Source organism: Gayadomonas joobiniege G7 (assembly GCF_000300815.1).
Taxonomy (GTDB): Bacteria; Pseudomonadota; Gammaproteobacteria; order Enterobacterales; family Alteromonadaceae; genus Catenovulum; species Catenovulum joobiniege.
Window position 1 is genome coordinate 26,394 of record NZ_AMRX01000007.1, and the last position, 24,356, is coordinate 50,749.

Below are 24,356 nucleotides of genomic sequence, written 5' to 3' on the forward strand. Positions count from 1 at the left end.
CTACATAATAAAAAATTGAAAGCAAAGAAACGCAAGCCCAGTGTAAAGGTTGAGTAAAGTCATTGAACCTTGATTTGCTTAGTTTATAGTGACCTTAACAATAGATATATGTTAACTATTATGAACGCGAACTTATTAATTATTGATGACGATTTAGAATTGGCAGAATTGCTAACCGAATACCTAGAAAGTGAAAACTATCACTGTATTCATTCTGAGAATGGTTTAGCTGGTATTGAACAACTGACACAGCACCCTTTTGATCTAGTTTTATTAGATGTCATGATGCCAGGCATAGACGGTTTTGAAACCCTGCAACGATTGCGAAAAAATCATAACCTGCCTGTGATCATGTTAACTGCCCGCGGCGATGACTATGATAAAATTTTAGGTTTAGAAATGGGTGCCGATGATTATTTGCCCAAACCGTTTAATCACAGAGAGTTACTCGCTCGAATCAAAGCCATTTTACGGCGCTCTAATGATAATGCGCCAACTGAAAACAATAACTGTCGCGCCGGTAATTTGGTATTAGACCACAACTCCCATACGGTCCATTTAAACGGCGAGCCGATAGAGCTTACTGGCACCGAGTACCAATTTTTACAGTATTTAATTGAACATCTTGGCCAACTCGTTAGTAAAGAAACCCTTAGCGAAAAAATCTTAGGTCGTCGATTGATGCAATATGATCGCAGCATTGACATGCACGTTAGTAATTTGCGCAAAAAACTTAAAGAAGATCCCAGCATTCAAATAAAAACCATTCGAGGTGCGGGTTACCGTTTAATTAGTGAGTTGTAATAAACATGAAATCGATTAAATTCAACCCCTTTAAAACGCTATTTATGCGTTTATTTTTAGTATTTTGGGGGACTATTTTAATACTGGTTGGCGGTACGGTTTTTATCAGTCATAAATTAAATGAATTAGATAAAGTCGAACCGCTAAACAAATATGATTTAAAAAAGTTTGAGTTTGTCGAGCACCAACTCAACCTGCCCAAAAAAGGGGATCTAAGCCGGCGTATTCGTTTTTTGCATAAAAAGTATCCGCATTGGGTATTTTTGTATGAAGCTGACAGCCAAACCATAATAACTGATCGCATTCCTCCTGCCCTAATCGATAAATACCTACTAGACCTAGTGAACCCACCTAAACGCGCGGCAGAAAGAAAAATACCCCGTCACCTAGTGTACGGACCTAAACTGATTACAGTGGCAGGTCAGCAATATCAAACTTTGATTGTACGTAAAGCTTCACCTGGCAATGAACTCATTCGTAACCTATATTTTTCACCGCTCTGGAGCAAGATCCTATTTGCCTTTTTGGTAACCCTGTTGCCTTGCTGGTTGGTCGCACGCAACTTAAGTATTCCCATCTCTCGTTTAAACCAATCAACCCAATTATTAGCCGCAGGTCAACTATCGCACCGAGTCGGGGCCAGCGTAATCAACAGGCCTGATGAAATTGGCCAATTGGCCGTTAGCTTTAACCAAATGGCTGAAAAAATCGAAAATAACCTAAAACTGCACAAAGGCTTGTTGGCAAATGTCTCCCACGAGTTGAGAACACCGCTAACGCGCATTGAGTTATCACTCGCAATGGCGTTAAAAGATCCTCACAAAAATTCAGCTAAACTACATCGAATTGAACAAGAGCTTCATAAACTTGATGCTTTAATTGCAAATGTTCTTAAGTTAAGCCGATTAGAAAACGATGACCTACCGCTTGAACGGAATAGAATCAACTTGTCGCAACTGGTCGCAGATATTTGTCAATCGGCGAAACTTGAATGTGAAGAAAAGGATATTCAATTAGACTGTCATATCACACAGTCCATTTATTATGCTGGTGATGAGCTCTTATTAGTGCGGGCATTTGAGAACATTTTACGTAATGCTATTAAATTCACACCAGCAGGCAAAGCAGTAAAGGTTGAGTTAACACAAACCGATGAACATCTAGTGTTTGCGGTACAAGATCAAGGACCTGGGGTTAATGAATCAGATATCGAAAAGATATTTCAGCCTTTCTATCGCGCTGAGAACAACCAATACAGCTCGCGAGGTACAGGTCTAGGGCTTACCATTAGTCATAAGGCGATCACCCGCCACAATGGCCATATTTACGCAAAAAACATCCCTGACAGCGGCCTTAGAATGCAGGTTTTACTGCCGCGAGAAAACCATCTTAATAAGAGCGCTAATTAGCGCAAACCAAATGATGATCAGCAAGGATGCTCAATTCCATCAAGCATAAAACGCAAATGAATTATTCGTTGCTCGTCTAAACTAAAAATGAGCTAAACTCTTTATCCAATAAGGTATTGAAAAATTGCTTTGGGATATTTTATGATGTCGGAATAAAAAGTGGTGGGTCATGCAAGATTCGAACTTGCGACCAATGGATTAAAAGTCCACTGCTCTACCAGCTGAGCTAATGACCCCGACTAAGGCGTGTAACAATTCAGAACGTGGTGGGTCATGCAAGATTCGAACTTGCGACCAATGGATTAAAAGTCCACTGCTCTACCAGCTGAGCTAATGACCCGTTCTGTTTAATTGAGTGGTGGGTCATGCAAGATTCGAACTTGCGACCAATGGATTAAAAGTCCACTGCTCTACCAGCTGAGCTAATGACCCACTCTAATTAATTGTTCAGCTTACAGTTTTAACTGATTACCCCTGCTTGCTGACGGGGGCGTATGATACTGATATGACAGCTGAACGCAACTATTATTTCAGTTTTTTTTTGAAAAAATTACGTTCAGCTAAAATTGCCGCTAAAACATACAGATTTTGCTAATAATTTACTCAATTTCAGCCAAACGTGTTCGTGCTAACCGGGCTGGTGTCGAATCAGGATATTCGGCAAGCAAAACTTGGTATTTTTGTTTAGCCACCGCCGTGTTGCCTTGTTTGGAGGCTATCATACCAAGTTTTAATAACGCATCCGCTCTTTTAGTTGAGTCAGGATACTGGTCTGCCACAACACTAAAGTGGGTTTGTGCTTGAGCTAATTCACCTTTAGTAAATAATAACTGACCTAACCAATAGCGGGCGTTCGGTTGATACGAAGAATTTGGATATTGGCGCAAAAAGTTTTCAAATTCTGGGATTGCTTGGTCATAACGTTTATCTTTTAATACCAAGTTAACAGCTCTGTCGTACGCCTGATTTTCGTCAAGGTTTGCTGCATAATCGTTACTTTGAGATGGATTCGTATTGATTTGAAAGCCAGAACCTTGCGGTTGCTGCGAGCCAACTTGGTTATTCACCATGTTTTGGCCAGATTTAATCAATTGAGATAATCTGTCTAACTCTTGGTAAAGCTCACGCTGACGCTGCAAAATTTGTGATAACTTATAGTCATGCTCTTCGGTAACGCCACGCATCTCGCGCAACTCTGACTGTAACTCATCAACCTGCTGAACTAAAGCAACCTGAGAGCGCCCACGCGCCTCAGCTGCTCTTTCAAGCTGATCTATGCGCTCACCTAGAGACAAATTACGATCGGCAGAATAAGCAGGTGACATCCAAGCCGAAAAAAGCCCACTGCATATCAGCAGGCTATAAGCAAAAGAATGTTTGCGCATATTTAATCTCTTATTAATACACTAAAACAGCACGTCGGTTTTCTGCAAAAGCAGCCTCTGTGCGTGATTTATTTAATGGTTTTTCTTCACCATAACTAACCGTAGAGATTTGCGTATTGCTAACCCCTAAGTTCTGAAGATAACGAGCGACTGCTTTAGCACGGCGCTCGCCTAATGCAATATTGTATTCAGGCGTACCACGTTCATCGGCATGACCTTCAATAATTAAACGAGCAGAAGGATTAGCGCGCAAATAAGAGGCATGAGCTTCTAAAATATCAAAATATTTGCCCATAATTTTAGAGTCGTCAAAGTCAAAATACAGGGTGTTGGTTTGGCGCAATGCCGCTTGTTTGCGTTTTTCTTCTTCGATTTTCATCTGGCGCTCACGTTCAAGCGCAGTTACTTCAACCGCTTCATTTTTATTCATGCCTGACGTTTGAGCATTACTGTTCTGGTTGCTTTGGCCAGCCATCGTCTCTTCATCGGTTGTGGTAGTACAAGCCGCGGTTAATAGTGGCAATACAATAGCTAGATATTTCATCACTTGATTAGGCTTCATTAGTTTTTCCTTATTTGTTATGTTAATAATTTGTTTTTTTGTTACATATAAGGTGACCACGAGGGCGATTTAACCTGCCCTGAACCGGATGGTAACCTAGCCTTAAAACGGCCGTCTATAGAAACCAAAGCCAGCACCTGGTCTTGATTATGTAACGTACTATAGATAATCATATTTCCGTTTGGGGAAATACTAGGAGATTCATCTAAATAGGTTTTAGTTAATACTTGTAACGTGCCTGTTTTTAAATCTTGACGACCAATATGGTAATTACCGCGTGTCCGGTTAACCATCACCATGCTTTTACCATCTGGTGTAATGGCTCCACCTAAATTCATTTCTCCGGTGTAAGTCAGCCGTTTCGCTTTTCCTGTATTAATATCTAAACGGTACAATTGAGCACGTCCCCCACGTTCCGATGAAATCACCAATGATTGTCCATCCGGTGCCCAAGAAGGCTCTGTGTCTATCGTACGGTTATTTGTTAAACGGGTCAATTTTCGAGTCAATAAATCCATCACATAAATCTCTGGGTTACCATCCTTTGATAACACCATGGCCAGACGCGAGCCGTCTGGTGACCACGCGGGTGCACCATTAATACCTGGGTAGGATGCAACCATTTCGCGGCTACCAGAATAGAGATCGTGAATAAATATCTGTGCCTGTCGGTTCTCGAACGTCACATAAGCAAGTTTAGTCGCATCTGGGGACCATACAGGTGACATCAATGGCTCATTGCTGCGCACTATGATTTGTTCGTTATAACCATCATAATCAGCCACTACTAACTGATAAGGCCGTTCGCCAGAATCTTTAACTAACACATAAGCAATTTTAGTTTGAAATGCGCCTTTTATCCCCGTCAACTTTTCAAACACTTTATCACTAATAGCATGGCTGATGCGGCGTGAATCTTGTGTTTCAAACTGTAACGGTCGGCTTTCAAACATAATATGGTCATTTGATGAAACTAAACGCCCTTCTTCTAACATTTGTGAACCACCACCTGTCATCTGACCACGTACCACGTCAATGATCTGATATGACACACTTAGAACCCCTGGACGAACATCTTCTAGCTGGCCAATGACGATCGTATCAACGCCTTGCTCGGCCCAGGCTGCAAAATCAACATTCTCTGCTGACGTCGGCTGCTGTGGCATTTGTGGCACTTGTGTTGGATTAAATTTACCGCTACGCGCTAAGTCTGCTGCAACAATTGATGACACTTTATCCGGCAGCGGCTGACTGCCTTGATAGGAAAATGGTACGACTGCAATTGGCCTCGCGCTGTCTAAACCTTCAGTGATCAAGATGTCTATTGCGCCATGAACCGGCGCGAATAAACTCAATGTTAAGGTCATTATTAATAGTTTTTTTAACATGGTTTTCTGGTTTCCTAATTTTCAGGTGCCACAGTTAAGTTGATATCACGTAAAGTTGCAGTCACTTCAGGGTCATCCGAGACAGGCAGCTGAGCTGTTTTGTACACTGCACGTTCTGCCATTTGGCAGGTTTGTGGGTGCCCGGATAATGTTTTAACTGAGGTGACAAAACCATTATTTGCGATCCGAATGTTTAATTTACAACTAGTGCCATTCAACGAGGGATCGGTAAATAAATTGTTTTGGATGGCTGATCGGATTAGCGCAACATATTTGTCTTTTTCTGACAATATGTATTGTTGACGCTGTTTAGAACGTGCTGCCATCTCTGCTTTTAACTGTTCTTCTAATAACTTTTGCTGTTCAGCTTTCTCTTTTGCTTCTTGCTCTTTACGTTTACGCTCAGCCTCGCGGCGTTTACGTTCTTCTTCAGCTTTTTTCGCAGCTTCAGCTTTACGTTTGGCTTCTTCAGCTGCTTTTTTAGCTTCTGCTTCAGCTCTACGTTTAGCTTCTTCTTGTTTTTTTGCTTCTTCTTTTAATTGTTTAGCCCGCGCTGCTTCTCGAATTTGCTGCTCTTTTGCTGCTTTGGCTTCTTGCTCGGCTTTTTTCTTTTGTTGCGCTAAGTCAGATAAATTTTGTTGTGTTTGTTTTTCTAGCTCAGCGGCTTGTTTTGCGCGCCGTTCAAGTTCTGCAACTCGTTTTTCTTCAGCCGCTTCCCGCGCAGCTTTTTGTGATTCGAGTTTTTGTATTTGTTCATTCAGTGCATTTTTATCAACTGACACCGCACGCACCACTTCTTTTGGCTGAGCACTCGCTTGAGGTGTTTTTTGATGCGGGGTAAATTCCATGCTAAATAAAAGCACAAAACCCAGTACAAGATGCAGCACAACCGAACAAATCACAGCCACTGGATATTGAATCATTTTATTCCTCCACTGGATCCGTCATTAACCCAACTGATCCGACTCCCTGAGCTTGAAGCAATACCATCAAGCTGACAACCGCGTCATAATCAACCGTTCGATCACCTTCAACCATCACTGGCCGCTCTGGTTCAACTTCTATATGCGCACCAACAATAACTGCTAATTCTTGCGGTGATATAGGCCCTTCTTTCTGATTACCGTCGGTTACAAAGTATTCATAGTCTTTAGTCACAGAAACAATGACTGGCGGTTTACTATCTTCAGCCAAAGGATTAGCTTTAGCTTTAGGTAAGTCAACGTTAACCCCAGCGGTAATCAAAGGTGCTGTCACCATAAAAATAATTAATAAAACCAGCATGACATCAATGTAGGGGACTACATTGATGTCTGAAACAGGCCGACGTCGTTTACGTTGATACATAGTCAACTAGGCTCCTGTTTGCTCTTTTTTAATCGCCGCTTGACGATGTAAAATCGAAGAAAACTCTTCCATGAAGTTCACTGTATTATTTTCTAATTTTTCAACCTTGTGCGAAAAACGGTTGTACGCGATAACTGCCGGGATCGCGGCAAATAACCCCATTGCTGTTGCGATCAAGGCCTCGGCAATACCAGGTGCGACCATAGCTAAGGTGGCTTGTTGCACTTCACCTAATGCGATAAATGCATTCATAATCCCCCAGACCGTTCCAAACAGGCCAATATAAGGGCTAATAGATCCAACAGTGGCCAAAAAAGGCAGGTTAGTTTCTAATTGATCTACTTCGCGCGACAGGCTTACACGCATAGCACGATAAGTAGAATCCATGATCATGTCCCCCGTTGGCATGCCTTGTTTACGACCACGAGCAAACTCTTTAAAACCAGCTTTAAAAACATTTTCGCTTGGACTACTTGGACCCACCTTATGGCTAACATCTGTATACAATGCAGAAAGATCAACCCCTGACCAAAATTTATCTTCAAACTTTTGCGCCTGCTGCTGGGCTTTTTTAAGCGCACTTGCGCGCTGAATGATCATGCTCCAAGAAATCACTGAAAGTGCGAGTAATAACAGCATAACCGCCTTAACTAATAGGCTGGCCTGCATAAAAAGTCCTAAAAATGTGATATCAGATGACACTTTGTAACACCCCAAATATAGCGTCCGGTATCCGGACTGGTTTTAGTTTTTGTAAATCGACCGTGGCAATTTCAACCTCTGCTCGGTTAATCACCTGTTGGTCTTTCTCTATCCATTGCTTAAACATCAAGCTTGCTTTTTTTAAATATGCAATTTGAGTTTTAACTTCTAACCTATCATTAAACCTTGCCGCGAGTTTATTTTCAATGGTCATTTTTCTCACAACAAACCCGATATTTGCAGCCAGCAAACTATCTTGCTCAACAGCAAAGTGCGATAAAAACTCGGTTCGGGCCCGTTCATAAAATTTCAAGTAGTTTGCATGATAAACGATGCCTCCTGCGTCGGTATCTTCGTAATACACTCTGACCGGAAAACTGAACACAAATTCAGTCATTTTTGCCCCCTAAACCAAAATGTAGATAGGCTGTTTGGGTAGCAATCCGTCCTCGCTGAGTACGTTGAATAAATCCTTGCTGGATCAAAAAAGGTTCAATGACGTCTTCTATGGTGTCTTTTTCTTCACCGATGGCTGCGGCCAGATTATCTAAACCAACTGGGCCCCCATCAAATTTTTCGATAATTGCTTCCAGCAATTTACGATCCATATAATCAAACCCTTGCACATCTACCTCAAGCATGTCTAATGCAGCCGCTGCTAGCGCCTGATCTGCCTCACCATCACCTTTAACGTCGGCAAAATCCCTTACTCGGCGCAACAAACGATTAGCAATTCTAGGTGTACCGCGCGCCCGTCTGGCAATTTCCAGTGCTGCGTCTGGTACCAATGTTAATTGCATTTGCACCGCCGAACGGCTAACAATTTTTTGCAATTCTTCAACGCTATAAAAATCCAGCCTTTGAACGATCCCAAAACGATCACGCAGCGGCGAAGTCAGCGCTCCAGCTCGCGTGGTCGCGCCAACCAGTGTAAATGGCGGTAAATCCAGTTTAATTGAGCGTGCTGCCGGTCCCTCTCCGATCATAATATCCAACTCATAATCTTCCATCGCTGGGTACAATACTTCTTCAACCACAGGGCTTAACCTATGTATTTCGTCGATAAATAAAACATCGTTGGGTTCTAAATTCGTTAGCATCGCTGCTAAATCGCCGGCTTTTTCTAATACGGGCCCCGACGTAGTTTTGATATTTACCTGCATTTCGTTGGCGATGATGCGTGCTAACGTCGTTTTACCCAGACCAGGTGGGCCAAATATCAGTACGTGATCCAGCGCGTCAGCTCTAAGTTTGGCCGCTTCAATTGCAATAGACATTTGTGCCACAACTTTTTGCTGGCCGGTATAATCTGCCAAGCGCTCAGGGCGCATTGCGCGGTCGATCGATTCTTCTTGTTCTGTCACTTGCGGACTAATGATGCGATCTGCTTCTATCATTTATAACATGCTCTTTAGCGCTAATCTTATGATCTGTTCATTGCTCATACCTGGTTGAGCAACCTTTTTAACCGCTTTGTTTGCTTGCATTTGAGTGTACCCTAATGCTTGTAATGCCTCAATTGCCTCATTATCGGCACGACTTACATCATCTACTGGATCAAACGCATCCGCATTGACTGGCTCTACCCCGGTGGCAGTCTGCTGCCATTTAGCTAACCTGTCTTTCATCTCTAATAACAAGCGTTCGGCAGTTTTTTTACCAACACCAGGAATTTTAACGAGTTGAGTCACGGCATCACTGCGAACTAACGAAATAAACTCGCTTGCATCCATTGCTGATAAAATTGCTAACGCCAATTTAGGGCCCACACCATTAGCTTTTAGTAGCTCACGAAATAGATCTCTGTGGTATCTATCGTGAAAGCCATACAAACTATGGGCGTCTTCGCGGATCACCTGATGCGTATAGACCACAGCGGTTTGTTCAAGTTCAGGTAATTTATAAAAACTACTCATCGGCAATTGAATTTCATATCCCACACCATTGACGTCAAGAATGCATTCTGGTGGTTGTTTTTCGATCACTTGCCCCGATAATCTGGAGATCATGGATAACCCTTTTATTTATGTAAGCGCCCGTAAGCACTCCGACTGGCGTGTCCGGCCATGCTAAGTAGACTTTGCCTAGTATGCGCGTGGCAAACCGCCACAGCTAAAGCATCTGCTGCATCGGCCTGAGGTCGCCCACTTAGTTCAAGCAGGCTGGTGACCATATGTTGAACTTGTGATTTATCGGCTGCACCTTTGCCAACCACGGCCTGCTTTATCTGGCGTGCAGAATATTCAGCAACTGGCAAGTTGGCTTGTGTGGCCGCAACAATTGCAGCACCACGCGCTTGACCCAGCTTTAACGCAGACCCAGCATTATGGGCAACAAAAACCTGTTCAATCGCAAATTCGGTTGGTTTATATTGTTGGCTTAACTGGCTGACCCCATTATAAATAATGTTGAGACGATCGGCTAAATCGCCTGCCGGCATACGAATACAACCACTTGCGATATACTCAAGTTTATTTCCGCGCTGCTTGATTATGCCATAGCCGGTAATGCGCGAGCCCGGATCTATGCCTAGAATAATATTCAATGATTTACATCTTATATATTTTGCAGAATTTCATCCGCGATCTCAGCGTTAGTATAAACATTTTGTACATCATCCAGATCTTCTAACATATCTACTAAGCGGATCAATTGAGCGGCTGATTTTTCATCTAATTCGGCTTTTGTCATCGGCACCAGAGTGACTTCAGCACGCTCAGCGCACAAGTTTTGACTATCTAAAGCATCTTTAACTTGGCCAAAGTCGTCTGGGTCGGTCAGTACCTCAATAACATCGTCACTCATTTGGATATCTTCTGCTCCGGCTTCCAGCGCTGGTTCCAGAATATCCCCTTCCTGATATTCACCCGCAGCGTAACTTATAACACCTAGTTTGTTAAACAAGTACGCAACTGAACCGTCTGTCCCTAAATTGCCACCGCACTTACTAAAAGCATGGCGCACTTCCGAAACCGTCCGGTTGCGATTGTCTGACATGCATTCAACAAGGACTGCGGCACCACCAGCGCTATAACCTTCATAGGTGATCTCCTCTAAAACTTGACCATCTAACTCACCGGCTCCACGTTTTATGGCACGGTCAATAGTATCGCGTGTCATATTATTCGATAAAGCTTTATCAACTGCGGCTCTTAATCTAGGATTCGTCGTAACATCAGAACCACCGGCTCGTGCAGCAACAGTGAGTTCGCGGATCAATTTAGTGAAGATTTTTCCTCTTTTTGCATCTTGTGCTGCTTTTCTGTGTTTTATATTGGCCCATTTACTGTGACCTGCCATCTCTCTCTCCTATCGGTTAATAAAAAACCGGCATAAAAGCCGGTTTTTTGCAAAGAAGTCACCATTTATTCGGCTTTATCTTTGATTAAATCAATTGCCAGCTCTTTTAATTGCTCTGGATTTGCAAAACCAGGTGCGTCTGTCAATGGGCACGCAGCGGTCGTTGTTTTAGGAAACGCCATCACGTCTCGAATAGAGGTAGCCCCTGTCATTAACATAACCAGCCTATCTAAACCAAAAGCTAAACCAGCATGCGGCGGCGCACCAAATTTTAACGCATCCAATAAAAAGCCAAACTTTTCGTCTGCTTCTTCTTTACTGATACCCAACACTTCAAACACGGCTTGTTGCATGTCTTGCTGATGAATACGAACAGAACCTCCACCAACTTCACAGCCATTTAATACCATATCATAAGCATTAGATAATGCCGTTTCTGGTTTTTCAATCAGCTCTTTTGCAGTTACCCCGACAGGTGCGGTAAATGGGTGATGAAGCGGCGTTAAACCGCCGTCGTATTCTTCAAACATAGGGAAGTCAACAACCCATAATGGTTTCCACTCGTTACTGCAAATATTCAGTTGTTGACCGATTTTTAAACGCAGAGCACCTATCGCTTCGCTCACCACTGTATATTTATCTGAACCAAAAAATAAAATATCACCATTCTCAACTTCAGTCCGCTTTAAAATGGCATTTAGGGCATCGTCTGGTAAAAACTTGAGCACGGGTGATTGTAAGCCATCTCGACCTTGACTGAGATCTTTCACTTTAATCCAAGCTAACCCTTTAGCGCCATATATACCAACGAATTTAGTCAACTCATCAATGTCTTTACGTGAAAACTTATCCGCCCCTTGTGGCACACGCAAAGCTGCAACACGTCCTTTCGCATCGTTTGCAGGCCCTGAAAAAACTTTAAATTCAACGTCTTTTAATAAGTCAGCCACATCGACCATAAATAGCGGGTTTCTCAAATCGGGTTTATCGCTACCATATAAGGTCATCGCATCCGTGTATGTCATTTTAGGAAATTCACCTAAATCAACATCCAACAAACGGCTAAATAACTGGCGAACCATTTTTTCTGTGACATCCATCACCTGATCGGCACTCATAAACGAAGTTTCGATATCAACCTGAGTAAACTCCGGCTGGCGATCGGCGCGTAAATCTTCATCTCGAAAACATTTTACGACTTGGTAATATCTGTCTAACCCCGACATCATCAACAGTTGTTTAAACAACTGGGGTGACTGAGGCAAAGCAAAAAATTGCCCTTTGTGGGTACGACTTGGCACTAAATAATCACGAGCGCCTTCTGGCGTCGCTTTAGTAAGAATGGGGGTCTCTACGTCTAAAAAGTCGTGGCTGTCTAAAAAGTTACGGATTTCACTGGTCACCTTGGCACGAAATTTCAGTCTTTCTGTCATTTCAACTCGGCGTAAATCCAAATATCGATATTTTAATCGCTGCTCTTCAGAGTTATTTTGATGGCCATCTAAGCTCAGCGGTAAAACATCTGAGCCATTTAAAATTTCAATTTCACTGGCCAACAATTCAACTTTACCAGTGGCCATGTTTGCATTTATCTGACTGTCTGGTCGCGCTCTGACTTTGCCGGTTAGACGGATGCAAAATTCGCTCTTTAATTTATTAGCTGTCGCGAATAAGCTCTCAAAATCTGGATCTACCACCACCTGAATAAGGCCTTTTACATCGCGCAAATCGATAAAAATTAATCCACCGAGATCACGCCGCCGGTTCACCCAACCGCATAATGTCACTTCCTGACCAACGTGTGTTTCGTTGATCTGCCCACAATAATGGCTTCGCATAATTATCCGCTTCCCAATCAAATTCTGTAAATATAAAGGTAAAATCGCGCAAGATTATATACCTTTACCCCAGAGCTATGCAATTTGATGACAAAATACTCAGCGAGTGTTAAAGGAGCCCCTAAATCGCAACATTTATTGTATAATGCTTGTTTTAAACGCTTGTATTCACAATAAGATGCCAGAAAAAGACAATATCTACGCCAACCCACAGCACGAAGTTAAAGACTTTGTATTTGACCAACAAGTGGTTCATGTATTTTCAGACATGATTAACCGCTCTGTGCCCGGCTATCAAACCATTATTTCTACAATTGGACATTTGGCGGCTGAGTTCGCTCAACCTAATACACGAGTTTATGATTTAGGGTGTTCACTAGGTGCGGCGACTTTAGCCATGCGACGCACCATTAAAACACCCAATTGCGAAATTTTGGCGGTTGATTATTCACAACCTATGGTCGAAAAATGCCGGCAAAACTTATCTGGTTATAAAAGCAAAATTAAAACCGAAGTGATTTGCGACGATATTTTGCAAACAGAAATCATAAATGCCTCGGTTGTCGTTTTAAACTTTACTCTGCAATTTATTGCCCCTGAAAAAAGAGCACAGCTAATTAAAAAAATTTATCAAGGGTTAAAACCAGGTGGCATTTTGATCCTGTCAGAAAAACTTAGATTTGAGAATGCTTTGATCCATGACAAAATAGACGAATTGCATTTAGACTTTAAACGTGCGCATGGTTACAGCGAATTAGAAATTAGCCAAAAACGCAGTGCTATTGAAAATGTTATGCGTACGGATACCTTAGAACAACATTTTACTCGAATAAGCGCGGCCGGTTTTAATGCCTATAACCAGTGGTATCAATGTTTTAATTTTACCTCAATCATGGCAGTAAAAGAGTAATGTTTAACGATTTTTATCAACGTATATTAACCTCTAAAGTCGCCGTTTGGATTCATCAGATTCCTGGTTTATTAGCAGATTGGCAAGCTAACCAACGCCATGGTGAATTTAAACAATGGCAAAAAACACTCAGTCACCTACCCAAAATAAAGCCCTCAGACATTGAGTTGTCAGGCAAAGTGCGTTTAGGTCAAGCCAATGACATTGCTCCGGGTCAATTAAAACGCCTTGAGGTGTTATTAAAACAATTTATGCCGTGGCGTAAAGGTCCTTATGAGTTATTTGGTTTGGAGATAGATACCGAATGGCGCAGTGACTGGAAATGGGACCGTTTGATATCTCATATTAGCCCGTTAAAGGGCCGCACTGTCTTAGATGTAGGCTGTGGGAATGGTTACCACATGTGGCGTATGTTAGGTGAGCAAGCTGATTTGGTCATCGGCGCCGATCCAACCGAACTTTTTGTGATGCAGTTTACCGCTATTAAAGAATATTGCAAAAGTGACGATATCTATTTACTGCCATTAGGGATCGAGCAATTGCCAGCCTCGCACGCTTTTGATACCGTCTTTTCTATGGGGGTGTTATACCACCGAAAAAGCCCACTGGATTTTTTACAACAGTTAAAAGCCCAGCTCAGGGTAGGCGGTGAACTGGTATTAGAGACGATAGTAATCGAAGGGGATCAAAACCAAGTGCTGGTACCCGGCGAACGTTATGCAAAAATGCGCAATGTTTGGTTTATTCCCAGCAGCGCCGCTTTGTGCCATTGGTTACAACGCACAGGTTTTAAAAATATCCGTGTCGTTGATGAGGGGCTGACAAGCCTGAATGAGCAGCGTAAAACCCATTGGATGGAAAATGAGTCGCTTGCTGATTTTTTAGATCCGGAAGATCAAAGTAAAACTATAGAAGGTTACCCGGCACCGCGCCGCGCCGTGATCTTGGCCAATCGTTAATTTAGGGGACTTTATGACACAAGAAGAAATTAGCCAGCTGATGGAAGAATCCGCACAAGACGCGGTTCGCTATGCAAAACAAGAGTATCAACTGACTTTAGATTTTAGTATTGATAGCATTGCAGACGTAGATAAAATGTTGCTCTGGAGCTTGGCCAAATTAAACGAAGAAAAAGATCGCAAACAGGATTTTATTTTTGTTATCTGCAATATGTTGGGTGCATATTTGGGTGAGACCTACCGCAAGCATATTGGGGGCGAATGGCTTTATGACGACAGTGATAGCAATGCGCCTGCTGTTTTGTTAGCGTTTTCAGGCCGAACATTTGCATTTCCCGGTATTTGTTATCAAAAACTTCAAGTGGATGTAAATACCAGTGTGCGTAAGTATTTTGAACTGGCGGTTGCAAACGTTACTCAATGAAGTCGATGCATTTACCACGAATGGTAAAAATTTGACAACGTGTTGCCTGGCCGTTTTTATCTAATTCTAACAGGCCAACCCCACTACCGTTAAATACACTCTGCTTCGGGTAGTCGGCTGGATGTCTACTGGCAATTTTTAAATGCCGCCGTTTAGTAAAAATATTAAGCGGCGAATTTTCACTAAAGAAAATTTGATCTAGTTTATCAAAGCACTTCAATAAACGCGCCGGAAACTCGTTTTTAAAACCACTGCAAGTGAACTGTATAATTTTATTCGCATTTTGTTTATGGCGAAGAGATACATCATAAACAAAAGAATAATGCACATCGCCGGATAGAATAATAAAGTGTCCTGGCGTGTTTAAATGCCTAAAGATATTCATCAACACATTCGCTGTTCCGCGGTGCGCCATCCAGTTTTCAGCATCGACCACCAAAGCTTGGCCAAAAAAGGTGAATATTTTTTGCACCGCCTCAATCATTTTATTGCCAAACACAGGGGCCGCAGAGATCAAAATAACCGAATCATGCCCCAACATCTTTTGCTGCATATCACATAGAGCTTCCCAGTCCATTAACCCCGACGGTTTGTTACCGTTAGATTCTGATCGCCAGCGACGGGTGCGAGTATCAAGCACCATAAGATAGGGCTTAGTATCTAATTGATAATGCCAGCCTTCAAATGCAAATAATTGCTCTATAAATTTATCCTGCGCATTACCCTGTTCGGGTCCAAAGGCCTTTCTGGCAGGTTCGAGCATAGGCTTGAAACGAGCGGGTGTGTTGCCCCACCCTTGGCATAACCAATAGGCTGATAACGCATTGCCGATAATACGTTTTGAGTAAGGATTGCCATACGCGCTTTCTTCCCAATTACGTGTTAAGTTCCAGTCGTCTGTCACATCATGATCATCGAAGATCATATAGACAGGGATGTGGGCAAATAAGCGTCTAACGCCAGCTAGCCCCCGAGTAAAGGCCTGCAATATTTGTTTTTCATTGTCATAAACTGACTTGAACTCAGGCAATAAAACGTCAGGATGAGACCAGTGAATCGCTTGCCAAAGACTGGGGGACCATACAAGTAAATACATCGCCAACATCTCATTGAGCGAGATAAGATGATTTTGCGCATGCACTGACGTAAACACGGGTTTGCGTTTAGCTTGAAAAAAACGTTTATAGAGGTCTTGGTTCGCTTCGGTATGAGGCAACAACTGAACCCTTTGATAATAAGATTCAGGCAGTTCCGCCAACGCTTGACTGTTGGTAATTCGGCTGCCAGGAAGCGTTTCATGGTATAAACCTAACTGTTCAATCACTTGGCTAATCGCATGCACCATAGGGCCACAGACATCGTCTAAGTACACCTGATCGCCACTAAGCACGAGTAGGTCCGGACGCGCTTGTTCACCATTGGCTATCGACTGATCTAAACAAGCAAGTGCATCATCCGAGGGGTGATGCGGTTTACGACAGGAGCCATGAGCAAGACGGCGAATGTTATGCGGAACATAAAAACTTAAGTTTTTTTCACCTGGATAATAGATATCGCCCAATCCGTCCGCTAGATTGTAATTTTCCCCTCCGTCGGTTAGCTGAATCTGATATTCGATTTTTTGCTGTGATGGTAATTCGTTTTGAGGCTGCACTTGCAACAGATATACATAAGCCCTTTCACCAATTTGCACTTGTTCAGTTTTGACTGGCTGCTCAGTGAACCGACCTGTAGGTAACAAAAAATAAACGCTAAATTGATACGCTTGGCGCGTGACTAACCAAAAAGTCACCTCGCTATTATTCAAATGGCGAAGAATCGGCCCACAGAGTATTTGTTTAGATAAATCATTTCCGGCCATATTTATTAAACTTGAGTTCCTGATTGTCAAGATAATACTGGCTCATCTCTAAACCGTCAGCCAGCGAACGCAACGAACGGGATTTGAATTCTCGTCGATATAAAATAGCGACCACAATTAAGGTCACGGCGATAAATAACAATGGATGAATAAACCAACCCACTACAGCTAACGCAAAATAATAAGATCGCATACCTGCATTTAAATTATGCCCTGCTTGATCGATTAATTTACCGGCATTTACCGCAAACACTCGCTTCATTTCTTCAGTCGCACGTGTATCATTATGATTAGGTGCAGCCCCTATCATCACAGACGCAAAGCTGAACTGGCGCAGCGCCCAAGTAAATTTAAAAAAGGCATAAATCAATATCACAATGATAGTCACCACTTTTAATTGGATAATATCCATTGTTTGTGGCCACACCCAAGGGACTAGCTGAATAATTTCATAAATAGAGCGTGCTGATGTTAACGCAGTTAATGCACCAGCGATCACAAATAGCGTCGTCGAGGCAAAAAAACTAATGCTTTTTTCAATGTTCCCCATCAAAGAGGCATCGAGGATTCGGTTTTCACGCTGCAATAGATGTTTCATCCAATCTATCCGATAAATCACCATCACACTCGACAAAGATTGCCTATGTTTAGCAGCACGCCGCGCAAACACAGCATACGACACCCAAATAATGACAAAAAGCAAAAGCGATAAAAATTCAATCCAAATGTTAGGCGCAAACATCTTTATATATCCGTTAAGTCCAGTTAAAGGCTTTAAACCAAAGTGATAATCCAGCAATGACGGTTAAACTCTCAAACGCTCTTTTTACCAGTGTATTGCCCTTTGCGATCACTAACCATGCGCCAATATAACCTCCTAACAAAGAGCCTAACAATAACGCGGGCAGCCAGTCCCACTGAACATGGGCAATATACCCTAAAGTGACCGCACCTGTACCATTCCATAAGATACCGACCATAACAAGTGTATAAGAAACAGCCCGGCCATAGGCCAAACCAAACCATTGGATCAGCCAAATGGTCACAAACAAGCCGGTCCCTGAGGTTAATGAGCCATTTAAAAAAGCAATCACAAAAATCCCAGCCGAGCCTGTGATATATCCTCTTAAGTTTCGATTTTTAGTTGTTTCCTGCAAGCCTAGCTGGGGTTTACAAATAGAGTATAAACCCAACAGTAAAGTTAAAGCACCTAATAAAAAAAGTGCGATCTGGGTTGGAATTTTTAAAATAACATTCGCACCCAAGATCACGCCTGGGATCGCAGCAATGATGAGTACCAGAATCAATGGGGCTTCAAATTGGCCTTGTTTAAGATGTTTTATTGACGCACCCACACCCAAGGCGACAGACGCCACCTTATGTGTCGCCAAAGCAACTGAAAAAGGTAAACCTAAAAAAATAATTGCAGGCAATTGCAGTAAACCAGCACCACCGCCTGCGAGTGACGATAACGTGTTTGCCAACAGACTGACCAAAAATAAAAATAATTGCTCAAGCATCTGGCAATCCCGCTCTTAGAAAAGTCAGCTGGCAGTGAACCGCCAGCATCTATTTTAGCTAAAGTTATGTATCTCTAGACTGGAACTTTGATTATTGGACTTATGTTTGGCTGAATCGCGACGCAGTTGGTCTAAATGATCCAAATAGGCTTGGCTGACATCGTTGGTCACATAAGCACCATCAAAAACTGACGTTTCAAAACGTTTGATTTCAGGGCTTTCTTCACCAACGGCTGCGATTAAATCTTCCAGCGATTGAAAAATTAAACCATCGGCTTTAATCAGTTGGCAGATCTCATCCACATCACGACCATAAGCAATCAACTCGTTTGCACTTGGCATGTCGATACCGTAAACGTTCGGAAAACGAATTTCTGGTGCAGCCGAGGCAAAATAAACTTTTTTAGCACCTGCCTCGCGCGCCATTTCTATAATTTGTTCGGAGGTCGTCCCCCGAACAACTGAGTCGTCCACCAATAAAACGTTTTTGCCTTTAAATTCTGACGAAATTGCATTTAATTTGCGTCGGACACTGCGACGTCGCTGCTGTTGACCCGGCATAATAAAAGTTCGCCCAATATAGCGATTTTTTACATAACCTTGGCGATAAGGTAGCTCTAATGTATTCGCAATCTCTAACGCAATATCACAGCTAGTTTCTGGAATAGGTATCACAACATCTATATCCAAATCTTGCCATTGTCGTTTGATTTTTTCGCCAAGTTTTTGCCCCATGCGAACCCGGCTAGCATAAACTGAGATGTTATCTAACGTTGAATCTGGACGAGCAAAATAGACATACTCAAATAAACAAGGCACTAACTCAGAATGACTGGCACATTGCTGACTAAATAACTCACCTTCTTTAGTTAAATAAACTGCCTCACCCGGTGCCACATCACGAACCACGTCAAAACCCACAGCATCAATGGCAACACTTTCAGAAGCGACCATATATTCAGTGCCAGCTGGCGTTTCGCGTTTTCCTAATACAAGTGGGCGGATACCATACACATCTCTAAAAGCCACAACCCCAAAACCGATAATCGAAGCAACCACAGCGTAGGCCCCTCGAGCTTTTTGGTGTAAGGCAGTCACAGCCGCAAACACGTCATCGGGTTTTAAATTCCAATCACCGCCACTTTCACACAATTCATGTGCAAATGTATTCATTAATAACTCTGAATCAGATGAGGTATTCACGTGACGACGCGCTTCACTAATCAGGTTTTGCTTTAATTCTTCAGCATTGGTTAAATTACCATTATGTGCAAAAGCAATCCCGTAAGGCGAATTGGTATAAAAAGGCTGAGCTTCGGCAGAAGTTGACGAACCTGCAGTTGGATAACGCACATGGCCAATCCCCCAATTTCCAGACAAACGCTCCATGTGTTTTTGCTCAAACACATCACGCACCAATCCATTGGCCTTTCTGAGTTTAAACATATCATTATCGATTGTCATAATACCAGCGGCATCTTGTCCGCGGTGTTGAAGAACAGTCAGCGCATCATACAAAGACTGATTGACAGGAGAATGAGCAACAATGCCAACGACTCCACACATGGATTAATACCTCTTAAACAGGTTGTACATCTTTTAAAAAGGCTGAGCTTTTTTCGAAATATTCGAAAAACCACTCAACGATGATCTTAAATTCAGGAATAAGGACTGAGTCTTGCCACCATTGGGAATCGGCAACCGGTGTAAACGCATCGGCAAAAAACAACAACGCAGCCACCAGCAAAACACCACGTAAGGCACCAAACACAACACCCAATACTCTGTCAGTTCCGCTCAGGCCAGTTTTTTGCACCAGTTGAGCAATTAAATACGAAACTAAAGCACCTAGAATCAAAGATGCAATCAACAATATCGCAATTGCTGCAGCATTTCGTAAAACTTCGTCTTCAATTTCAGTTAAGTAGGTGGCTAAATCTAGATAGAATTGGCTAGCAATAAAAAAAGCACTAAACCAAACTACAAGCGATAAAGCTTCTCTTACGAAGCCCCTGATCAAGCTCACAAGCGTTGAAATGCCGATCACGGACAGGATAATATAATCGAACCAGGCCATATAAATATTTTAGATAATGAATCTGCGCGCGGATTTTAACAGATATGACCCCCTAATTACCAATTTTATTCCACTGTTGAGTAAGTATAGATACGACCTTTCAATCGAGTAAGTTTTTGTAGTTCTGGTAACTGCTGTTCTAATTTGGCTTTTTCAAGTTCAGGTCCGACATAAACTTTGCTCAACACCCCGCTGGAAGTTTCCACTTGGCGACTATAAGCAACATAACCCGCTTGTTTTAATTTTTTTAATAAACTATCGGCATTGCTACGTTTGCTAAAACTACCCAACTGAATAGTCCAAGCTTGTTGGTCGCCAATGGCTTGGGTTTTAACTAGCTGGCTATCAGCTGAACTTTGTTCGGGCTGCACTTTCACCGGTATTTGTTTAACGCTGTTCTGCTCTGAATCGCGCTCTGCAGCTTCATCAGACGAGTTGGTTGCTTGTTTTTTTTGCTCGTTTTCTGTTTGTTTACGAACAGCCTGCATCCCAGTTTTATCTGTGTCGCTTGGCTCTACCGAGTCATCCTTAAACGTATTTTCATAACTTTCGTCATCCAGTTGCCCCGCCGCTATTATTTGCTCTGATTGTTTTTTTTCGGTGAGGGATTGCTCTATTTCGGTCACTGGGATTTCAGGTTGAGGTGGGATTTTAATGGTTTCACTTTGACTCGGTATTTGTTCAAAATTATCTTGATAAACCACTTTTTTCCCGTCTAAAAAATCGGGTAAAAAGATGATACATAAAGCGATAAAAATAATACTACCAACTAATCGGTTTTGAAACGCATTGCTCATGATTTAACTCATTAATTCGCTAACAACCCAAAAGGATCCCAAAGCGACAATAACATCTTGGCTTTGAGCCGATAATTTAGCAGCTTGGCATGCTTGGGTAAGGTTTTGATATTGACCCATAATTTTGTTTTCAGGCAGAGCTTGTGCTAATTCTTTTGCTTTTGCTCCCCTTGGCTGTTGAATATCGGCTAAATAAAAAACGTCAAAAACTTTATTTAGTAACGATAAACACTTTTTAAAATCTTTATCGTGCAACATACCAACGACAGCAATTTTTTGACCGCTGATATTTACCGCAGCTAATTTTTTTGCCAAATATTCTATCGCTTCGGGGTTATGAGCCACATCTAAATAAAGATCAGGCGCTGAAGCTATTTTTTGCCAACGGCCTGGCATTGTAAACTGGTGCAATGTTTCTTTTAACAAAGTAGGATCTAATTTGACATTCAATTGTTCGAACGCTGCCATCACTGTGCTGGCATTTTGCAACGGCATATTAGGCACAGGTAAATCTGGCCAAAAAGAATGCCCCTGCCACGACCAACATTCATCACCGTCCGTTTGCGGCTCATATGATATTTTAAAGTCTTTGTTTTGGTAACGAATATCAGTCTCTAAATCCGCAGCAATATTGCTCAAGCTTATCGGCGGATTATAATCACCACAAACCGCTTTGCCACGGTGACGGAATATACCCGCTTTTTCAGCGCCGATAAGTTCCCTTGAATGGCCCAACCACTCTTGATGATCCAGTGCAATTGTCGTTATCACAGAAAGTTCAGGGTCAACGATGTTGGTCGCGTCTAACCGACCACCCAAACCAACTTCTAACAATATGAAATCAAGTTTTGCCTGCGCTAATAATACTAATGCAGCCAAAGTTGAAAACTCAAAAAATGTCAGTGGGGTCTCACCGCGTGCTTCTTCCACAATAGCAAAAGCTTGGCAGTGCCGCGACTCACTTAACCATTCACCGTCTACCGTGACTCTCTCTCGATAGTCTTTTATATGTGGCGAGTTATAACATCCAACGGAATAACCATGGGCTGTCAATAACTGCTGCATCAACCGGCAGCTGGTTCCTTTCCCGTTAGTGCCACCGATTAAGACGATGCGAGCGGGTTTTAAATTCAGCGCTAGTCTTTCAAACACAGCCTGCACCCGCTGCAGTCCCATATCTATTTCTTTAAGATGTAGCTGCAACAGATATTCAAGCCACTGGTTTAAATCACGCGTTTTCTGCATTAATTCAGTGCTCGTTGCTTATTGCTCATCTAAACATTCTTGCTCAGGTGACGGTAACTGCATCAGCTTAGCTAATTGACGAGCGATAACATTGCGCATCTGACGACGATCAACAATCATATCAATAGCGCCTTTTTCTAATAAAAATTCACTGCGCTGAAAACCTTCTGGTAATTTTTCACGCACAGTTTGTTCGATAACTCGAGGACCCGCAAAACCGATTAACGCTTTGGGCTCTGCAATATGAATGTCACCTAACATAGCAAAACTCGCCGAGACACCACCCATAGTTGGATCAGTTAACACTGAAATGTAAGGTAAACCACGTTCACTCATTTTTGCCAAAGCAGCACTGGTTTTAGCCATTTGCATTAATGACATTAACGCCTCTTGCATACGAGCGCCACCAGATGCCGAAAAACATATCAGAGGCAATCCGTGCTCTAAACATTCCTCTGCGGCTTTAATAAAACGCGCACCAACAACCGATCCCATAGATCCGCCCATAAAAGAGAATTCGAAGGCCGCCGCAACAACAGGCACGCCTTTAACGGTTCCACGCATTACTACTAATGCATCTTTTTCGTTGGTTTGTTTTTGGGCAGCGCTAATACGGTCTTTATAGCGTTTTGAATCTTTAAACTTCAGGGCATCTTGCGGCTCAAGATCACTGCCCAGTTCTTGACGGTTATCAGAATCTAAAAATGCTTCCAAGCGACGGCGCGCACTGATGCGCATATGGTGATTACATTTAGGGCAAACATTCAGTTGTTGCTCTATATCTGCGCGATAAAGAATGGATTCGCAAGCTTTACACTTGTCCCACACACCCTCAGGCACATTACTTTTTTTAGTCGAGTTTGTTTTTGGCAGTATTTTTTCTATCCAGCTATTCATTATAATCTCGGGAAAGTTTATTGAATTAAATGCTTAAGTATATCGTCTGACTCTATTCAGACCCGTCATTCGGCACATTAAATCATAATATGAATTAATTTTTAACAAAAACCTGCGGGTTTTTACCTCTCAAACAAATCTTGGTCAGGTAAAAACAATGGACCCACAGGGACTTTAGGTAGTTCAAATTTATCCGGATAAGTTACATCTACCAGATATAATCCATTCGCTTTTGCGGTCGCTGCTGCTAAAGTTCGGTCTTTTTGCATCAGCAAGGTTTTCAGCCAGTCAATCGGTTGCACTCCTTTTCCGACTTCAACAAGCGAACCGACAATGTTTCTCACCATATGGTGTAAAAAGGCATTCGCACTGATATCAACCACTAAATAAGCGCCCATACGCACAACACTGACTTTATGAACATTTCGGTATGGTGTATTTGATTGGCAATGTGATGCTCTAAATGCTGTAAAGTCTTGTTCACCCACTAACGCCTGTGCTGCTTGATGCATTTTAGTTGCATCTAACGGCTCATATATTTGCGTGACCCCGTGGCGTAGTATGCCTGGTCGAAATCGGTTATTAAAAATAATGTAACGGTAGCGCCTAGCCGTTGCAGAAAAACGCGCATCAAAATGCCTATCAACTAAATGAGACCAACGAATAGCAATATCATCCGGCAAAAGCGTATTTGCCCCCAAAGTCCAGGCAGAAAGTTTTCGTGGGACAGGACATTCAAAATGTACGACTTGCCCAGTTGCATGAACACCCGCGTCTGTGCGTCCCGCACAAACAACACTAATCTCGCTTTGCGCAATTTGACTCAACGCTTGTTCTAGTGTTTGCTGCACAGACTTGACATGTGATTGACGTTGCCAACCCGAATAATTGGCGCCTTCGTATTCAACACCTAACGCAATTTTCATTTAGC

General features: G+C 42.5%; 26 protein-coding genes and 3 tRNA genes. 5 read left to right on the forward strand and 24 right to left on the reverse strand.

Going from position 1 to position 24,356, the window contains the following annotated elements:
• The first annotated feature begins 120 nt into the window (after positions 1–120).
• Together C727_RS0112280 and C727_RS0112285 are read left to right on the forward strand one after the other, a co-directional pair.
• Positions 121–804 (forward strand): response regulator transcription factor, encoded by a 684-nt coding sequence (locus tag C727_RS0112280; RefSeq protein ID WP_040459337.1) that lies wholly within the window; start codon positions 121–123, stop codon positions 802–804.
• Positions 805–809: 5 nt separating this feature from the next.
• The gene (locus tag C727_RS0112285; RefSeq protein ID WP_017445945.1) at positions 810–2,213 is read left to right on the forward strand and encodes a HAMP domain-containing sensor histidine kinase; all 1,404 of its coding nucleotides are present in this window, start codon (positions 810–812) and stop codon (positions 2,211–2,213) included.
• A gap of 160 nt (positions 2,214–2,373) precedes the next feature.
• On the opposite strand, the gene C727_RS0112290 is transcribed toward C727_RS0112285, so the two are convergent.
• The 15 genes from C727_RS0112290 to aspS all read right to left on the reverse strand — a co-directional run bounded on the left by C727_RS0112290 (position 2,374) and on the right by aspS (position 12,735).
• Positions 2,374–2,449, reverse strand: a tRNA-Lys gene (locus tag C727_RS0112290).
• Positions 2,450–2,477: 28 nt separating this feature from the next.
• Positions 2,478–2,553: transfer RNA gene (locus C727_RS0112295), tRNA-Lys, on the reverse strand.
• 16 nt (positions 2,554–2,569) lie between these two features.
• Positions 2,570–2,645 (reverse strand) — tRNA-Lys (locus C727_RS0112300).
• 167 nt (positions 2,646–2,812) lie between these two features.
• Entirely contained in the window at positions 2,813–3,598 is a 786-nt protein-coding gene (ybgF, locus tag C727_RS0112305; RefSeq protein ID WP_017445946.1) for a tol-pal system protein YbgF, read from the reverse strand.
• A gap of 13 nt (positions 3,599–3,611) precedes the next feature.
• Positions 3,612–4,160, reverse strand: a complete 549-nt coding sequence (gene pal, locus C727_RS0112310) for a peptidoglycan-associated lipoprotein Pal (protein ID WP_017445947.1) — start codon at positions 4,158–4,160, stop codon at positions 3,612–3,614.
• Positions 4,161–4,201: 41 nt separating this feature from the next.
• Entirely contained in the window at positions 4,202–5,548 is a 1,347-nt protein-coding gene (gene tolB, locus C727_RS0112315; RefSeq protein ID WP_017445948.1) for a Tol-Pal system beta propeller repeat protein TolB, read from the reverse strand.
• A gap of 14 nt (positions 5,549–5,562) precedes the next feature.
• On the reverse strand, positions 5,563–6,471 hold the full coding sequence (gene tolA / locus C727_RS0112320) for a cell envelope integrity protein TolA (RefSeq protein WP_017445949.1): 909 nt from the start codon (positions 6,469–6,471) through the stop codon (positions 5,563–5,565).
• 1 nt (position 6,472) lies between these two features.
• Positions 6,473–6,895: a protein TolR gene (gene tolR, locus C727_RS0112325; protein WP_017445950.1), complete on the reverse strand. Its 423-nt coding sequence runs from the start codon at positions 6,893–6,895 to the stop codon at positions 6,473–6,475.
• A gap of 6 nt (positions 6,896–6,901) precedes the next feature.
• Positions 6,902–7,597: a protein TolQ gene (gene tolQ, locus C727_RS0112330; protein ID WP_026052699.1), complete on the reverse strand. Its 696-nt coding sequence runs from the start codon at positions 7,595–7,597 to the stop codon at positions 6,902–6,904.
• Entirely contained in the window at positions 7,587–7,994 is a 408-nt protein-coding gene (gene ybgC / locus C727_RS0112335; RefSeq protein WP_017445952.1) for a tol-pal system-associated acyl-CoA thioesterase, read from the reverse strand. Before ybgC ends, tolQ begins: the two co-directional genes overlap by 11 nt.
• Positions 7,987–8,994: a Holliday junction branch migration DNA helicase RuvB gene (gene ruvB, locus C727_RS0112340; RefSeq protein ID WP_017445953.1), complete on the reverse strand. Its 1,008-nt coding sequence runs from the start codon at positions 8,992–8,994 to the stop codon at positions 7,987–7,989. Before ruvB ends, ybgC begins: the two co-directional genes overlap by 8 nt.
• Entirely contained in the window at positions 8,995–9,606 is a 612-nt protein-coding gene (gene ruvA / locus C727_RS0112345; RefSeq protein ID WP_017445954.1) for a Holliday junction branch migration protein RuvA, read from the reverse strand.
• An 11-nt stretch (positions 9,607–9,617) separates the two neighbouring features.
• On the reverse strand, positions 9,618–10,142 hold the full coding sequence (ruvC, locus tag C727_RS0112350; RefSeq protein ID WP_017445955.1) for a crossover junction endodeoxyribonuclease RuvC: 525 nt from the start codon (positions 10,140–10,142) through the stop codon (positions 9,618–9,620).
• Positions 10,143–10,153: 11 nt separating this feature from the next.
• Positions 10,154–10,897 carry a YebC/PmpR family DNA-binding transcriptional regulator gene (locus C727_RS0112355; RefSeq protein WP_017445956.1) on the reverse strand — a complete coding sequence of 248 codons (744 nt, stop codon included), beginning with the start codon at positions 10,895–10,897 and terminating at the stop codon, positions 10,154–10,156.
• Positions 10,898–10,962: 65 nt separating this feature from the next.
• Positions 10,963–12,735, reverse strand: a complete 1,773-nt coding sequence (gene aspS, locus C727_RS0112360) for an aspartate--tRNA ligase (protein WP_017445957.1) — start codon at positions 12,733–12,735, stop codon at positions 10,963–10,965.
• A gap of 178 nt (positions 12,736–12,913) precedes the next feature.
• Between aspS and cmoA the strand changes: the two genes are divergently transcribed.
• The 3 genes from cmoA to C727_RS0112375 are packed head-to-tail and all read left to right on the forward strand — an operon-like array spanning position 12,914 to position 15,028.
• Entirely contained in the window at positions 12,914–13,645 is a 732-nt protein-coding gene (cmoA, locus tag C727_RS0112365; RefSeq protein WP_026052700.1) for a carboxy-S-adenosyl-L-methionine synthase CmoA, read from the forward strand.
• Positions 13,645–14,604, forward strand: coding sequence for a tRNA 5-methoxyuridine(34)/uridine 5-oxyacetic acid(34) synthase CmoB (cmoB, locus tag C727_RS0112370; protein WP_017445959.1), 960 nt, complete (start codon positions 13,645–13,647; stop codon positions 14,602–14,604). The genes cmoA and cmoB overlap by 1 nt, the downstream gene beginning before the upstream one ends.
• A gap of 13 nt (positions 14,605–14,617) precedes the next feature.
• On the forward strand, positions 14,618–15,028 hold the full coding sequence (locus C727_RS0112375) for a hypothetical protein (protein WP_017445960.1): 411 nt from the start codon (positions 14,618–14,620) through the stop codon (positions 15,026–15,028).
• Here the strand turns inward: C727_RS0112375 and C727_RS0112380 are convergent.
• The 9 genes from C727_RS0112380 to truA all read right to left on the reverse strand — a co-directional run bounded on the left by C727_RS0112380 (position 15,018) and on the right by truA (position 24,351).
• Positions 15,018–16,889: a metallophosphoesterase family protein gene (locus C727_RS0112380; RefSeq protein ID WP_017445961.1), complete on the reverse strand. Its 1,872-nt coding sequence runs from the start codon at positions 16,887–16,889 to the stop codon at positions 15,018–15,020. The genes C727_RS0112375 and C727_RS0112380 overlap by 11 nt on opposite strands.
• Positions 16,876–17,631, reverse strand: a complete 756-nt coding sequence (locus tag C727_RS0112385) for a DUF599 domain-containing protein (RefSeq protein ID WP_017445962.1) — start codon at positions 17,629–17,631, stop codon at positions 16,876–16,878. The genes C727_RS0112380 and C727_RS0112385 overlap by 14 nt, the downstream gene beginning before the upstream one ends.
• A gap of 13 nt (positions 17,632–17,644) precedes the next feature.
• On the reverse strand, positions 17,645–18,409 hold the full coding sequence (locus tag C727_RS0112390; protein ID WP_017445963.1) for a sulfite exporter TauE/SafE family protein: 765 nt from the start codon (positions 18,407–18,409) through the stop codon (positions 17,645–17,647).
• 54 nt (positions 18,410–18,463) lie between these two features.
• The gene (purF, locus tag C727_RS0112395; RefSeq protein WP_017445964.1) at positions 18,464–19,975 is read right to left on the reverse strand and encodes an amidophosphoribosyltransferase; all 1,512 of its coding nucleotides are present in this window, start codon (positions 19,973–19,975) and stop codon (positions 18,464–18,466) included.
• A gap of 13 nt (positions 19,976–19,988) precedes the next feature.
• Positions 19,989–20,486 carry a CvpA family protein gene (locus C727_RS0112400; protein WP_017445965.1) on the reverse strand — a complete coding sequence of 166 codons (498 nt, stop codon included), beginning with the start codon at positions 20,484–20,486 and terminating at the stop codon, positions 19,989–19,991.
• A 65-nt stretch (positions 20,487–20,551) separates the two neighbouring features.
• Entirely contained in the window at positions 20,552–21,283 is a 732-nt protein-coding gene (locus tag C727_RS19100; RefSeq protein ID WP_017445966.1) for an SPOR domain-containing protein, read from the reverse strand.
• A gap of 3 nt (positions 21,284–21,286) precedes the next feature.
• A complete protein-coding gene (gene folC / locus C727_RS0112410; RefSeq protein WP_017445967.1) occupies positions 21,287–22,528 on the reverse strand; it encodes a bifunctional tetrahydrofolate synthase/dihydrofolate synthase in 1,242 nt (413 codons plus the stop codon).
• An 18-nt stretch (positions 22,529–22,546) separates the two neighbouring features.
• Positions 22,547–23,425, reverse strand: coding sequence for an acetyl-CoA carboxylase, carboxyltransferase subunit beta (accD, locus tag C727_RS0112415; protein ID WP_017445968.1), 879 nt, complete (start codon positions 23,423–23,425; stop codon positions 22,547–22,549).
• Between the two features lie 122 nt (positions 23,426–23,547).
• A complete protein-coding gene (truA, locus tag C727_RS0112420) occupies positions 23,548–24,351 on the reverse strand; it encodes a tRNA pseudouridine(38-40) synthase TruA (protein ID WP_017445969.1) in 804 nt (267 codons plus the stop codon).
• Positions 24,352–24,356: the final 5 nt, after the last annotated feature.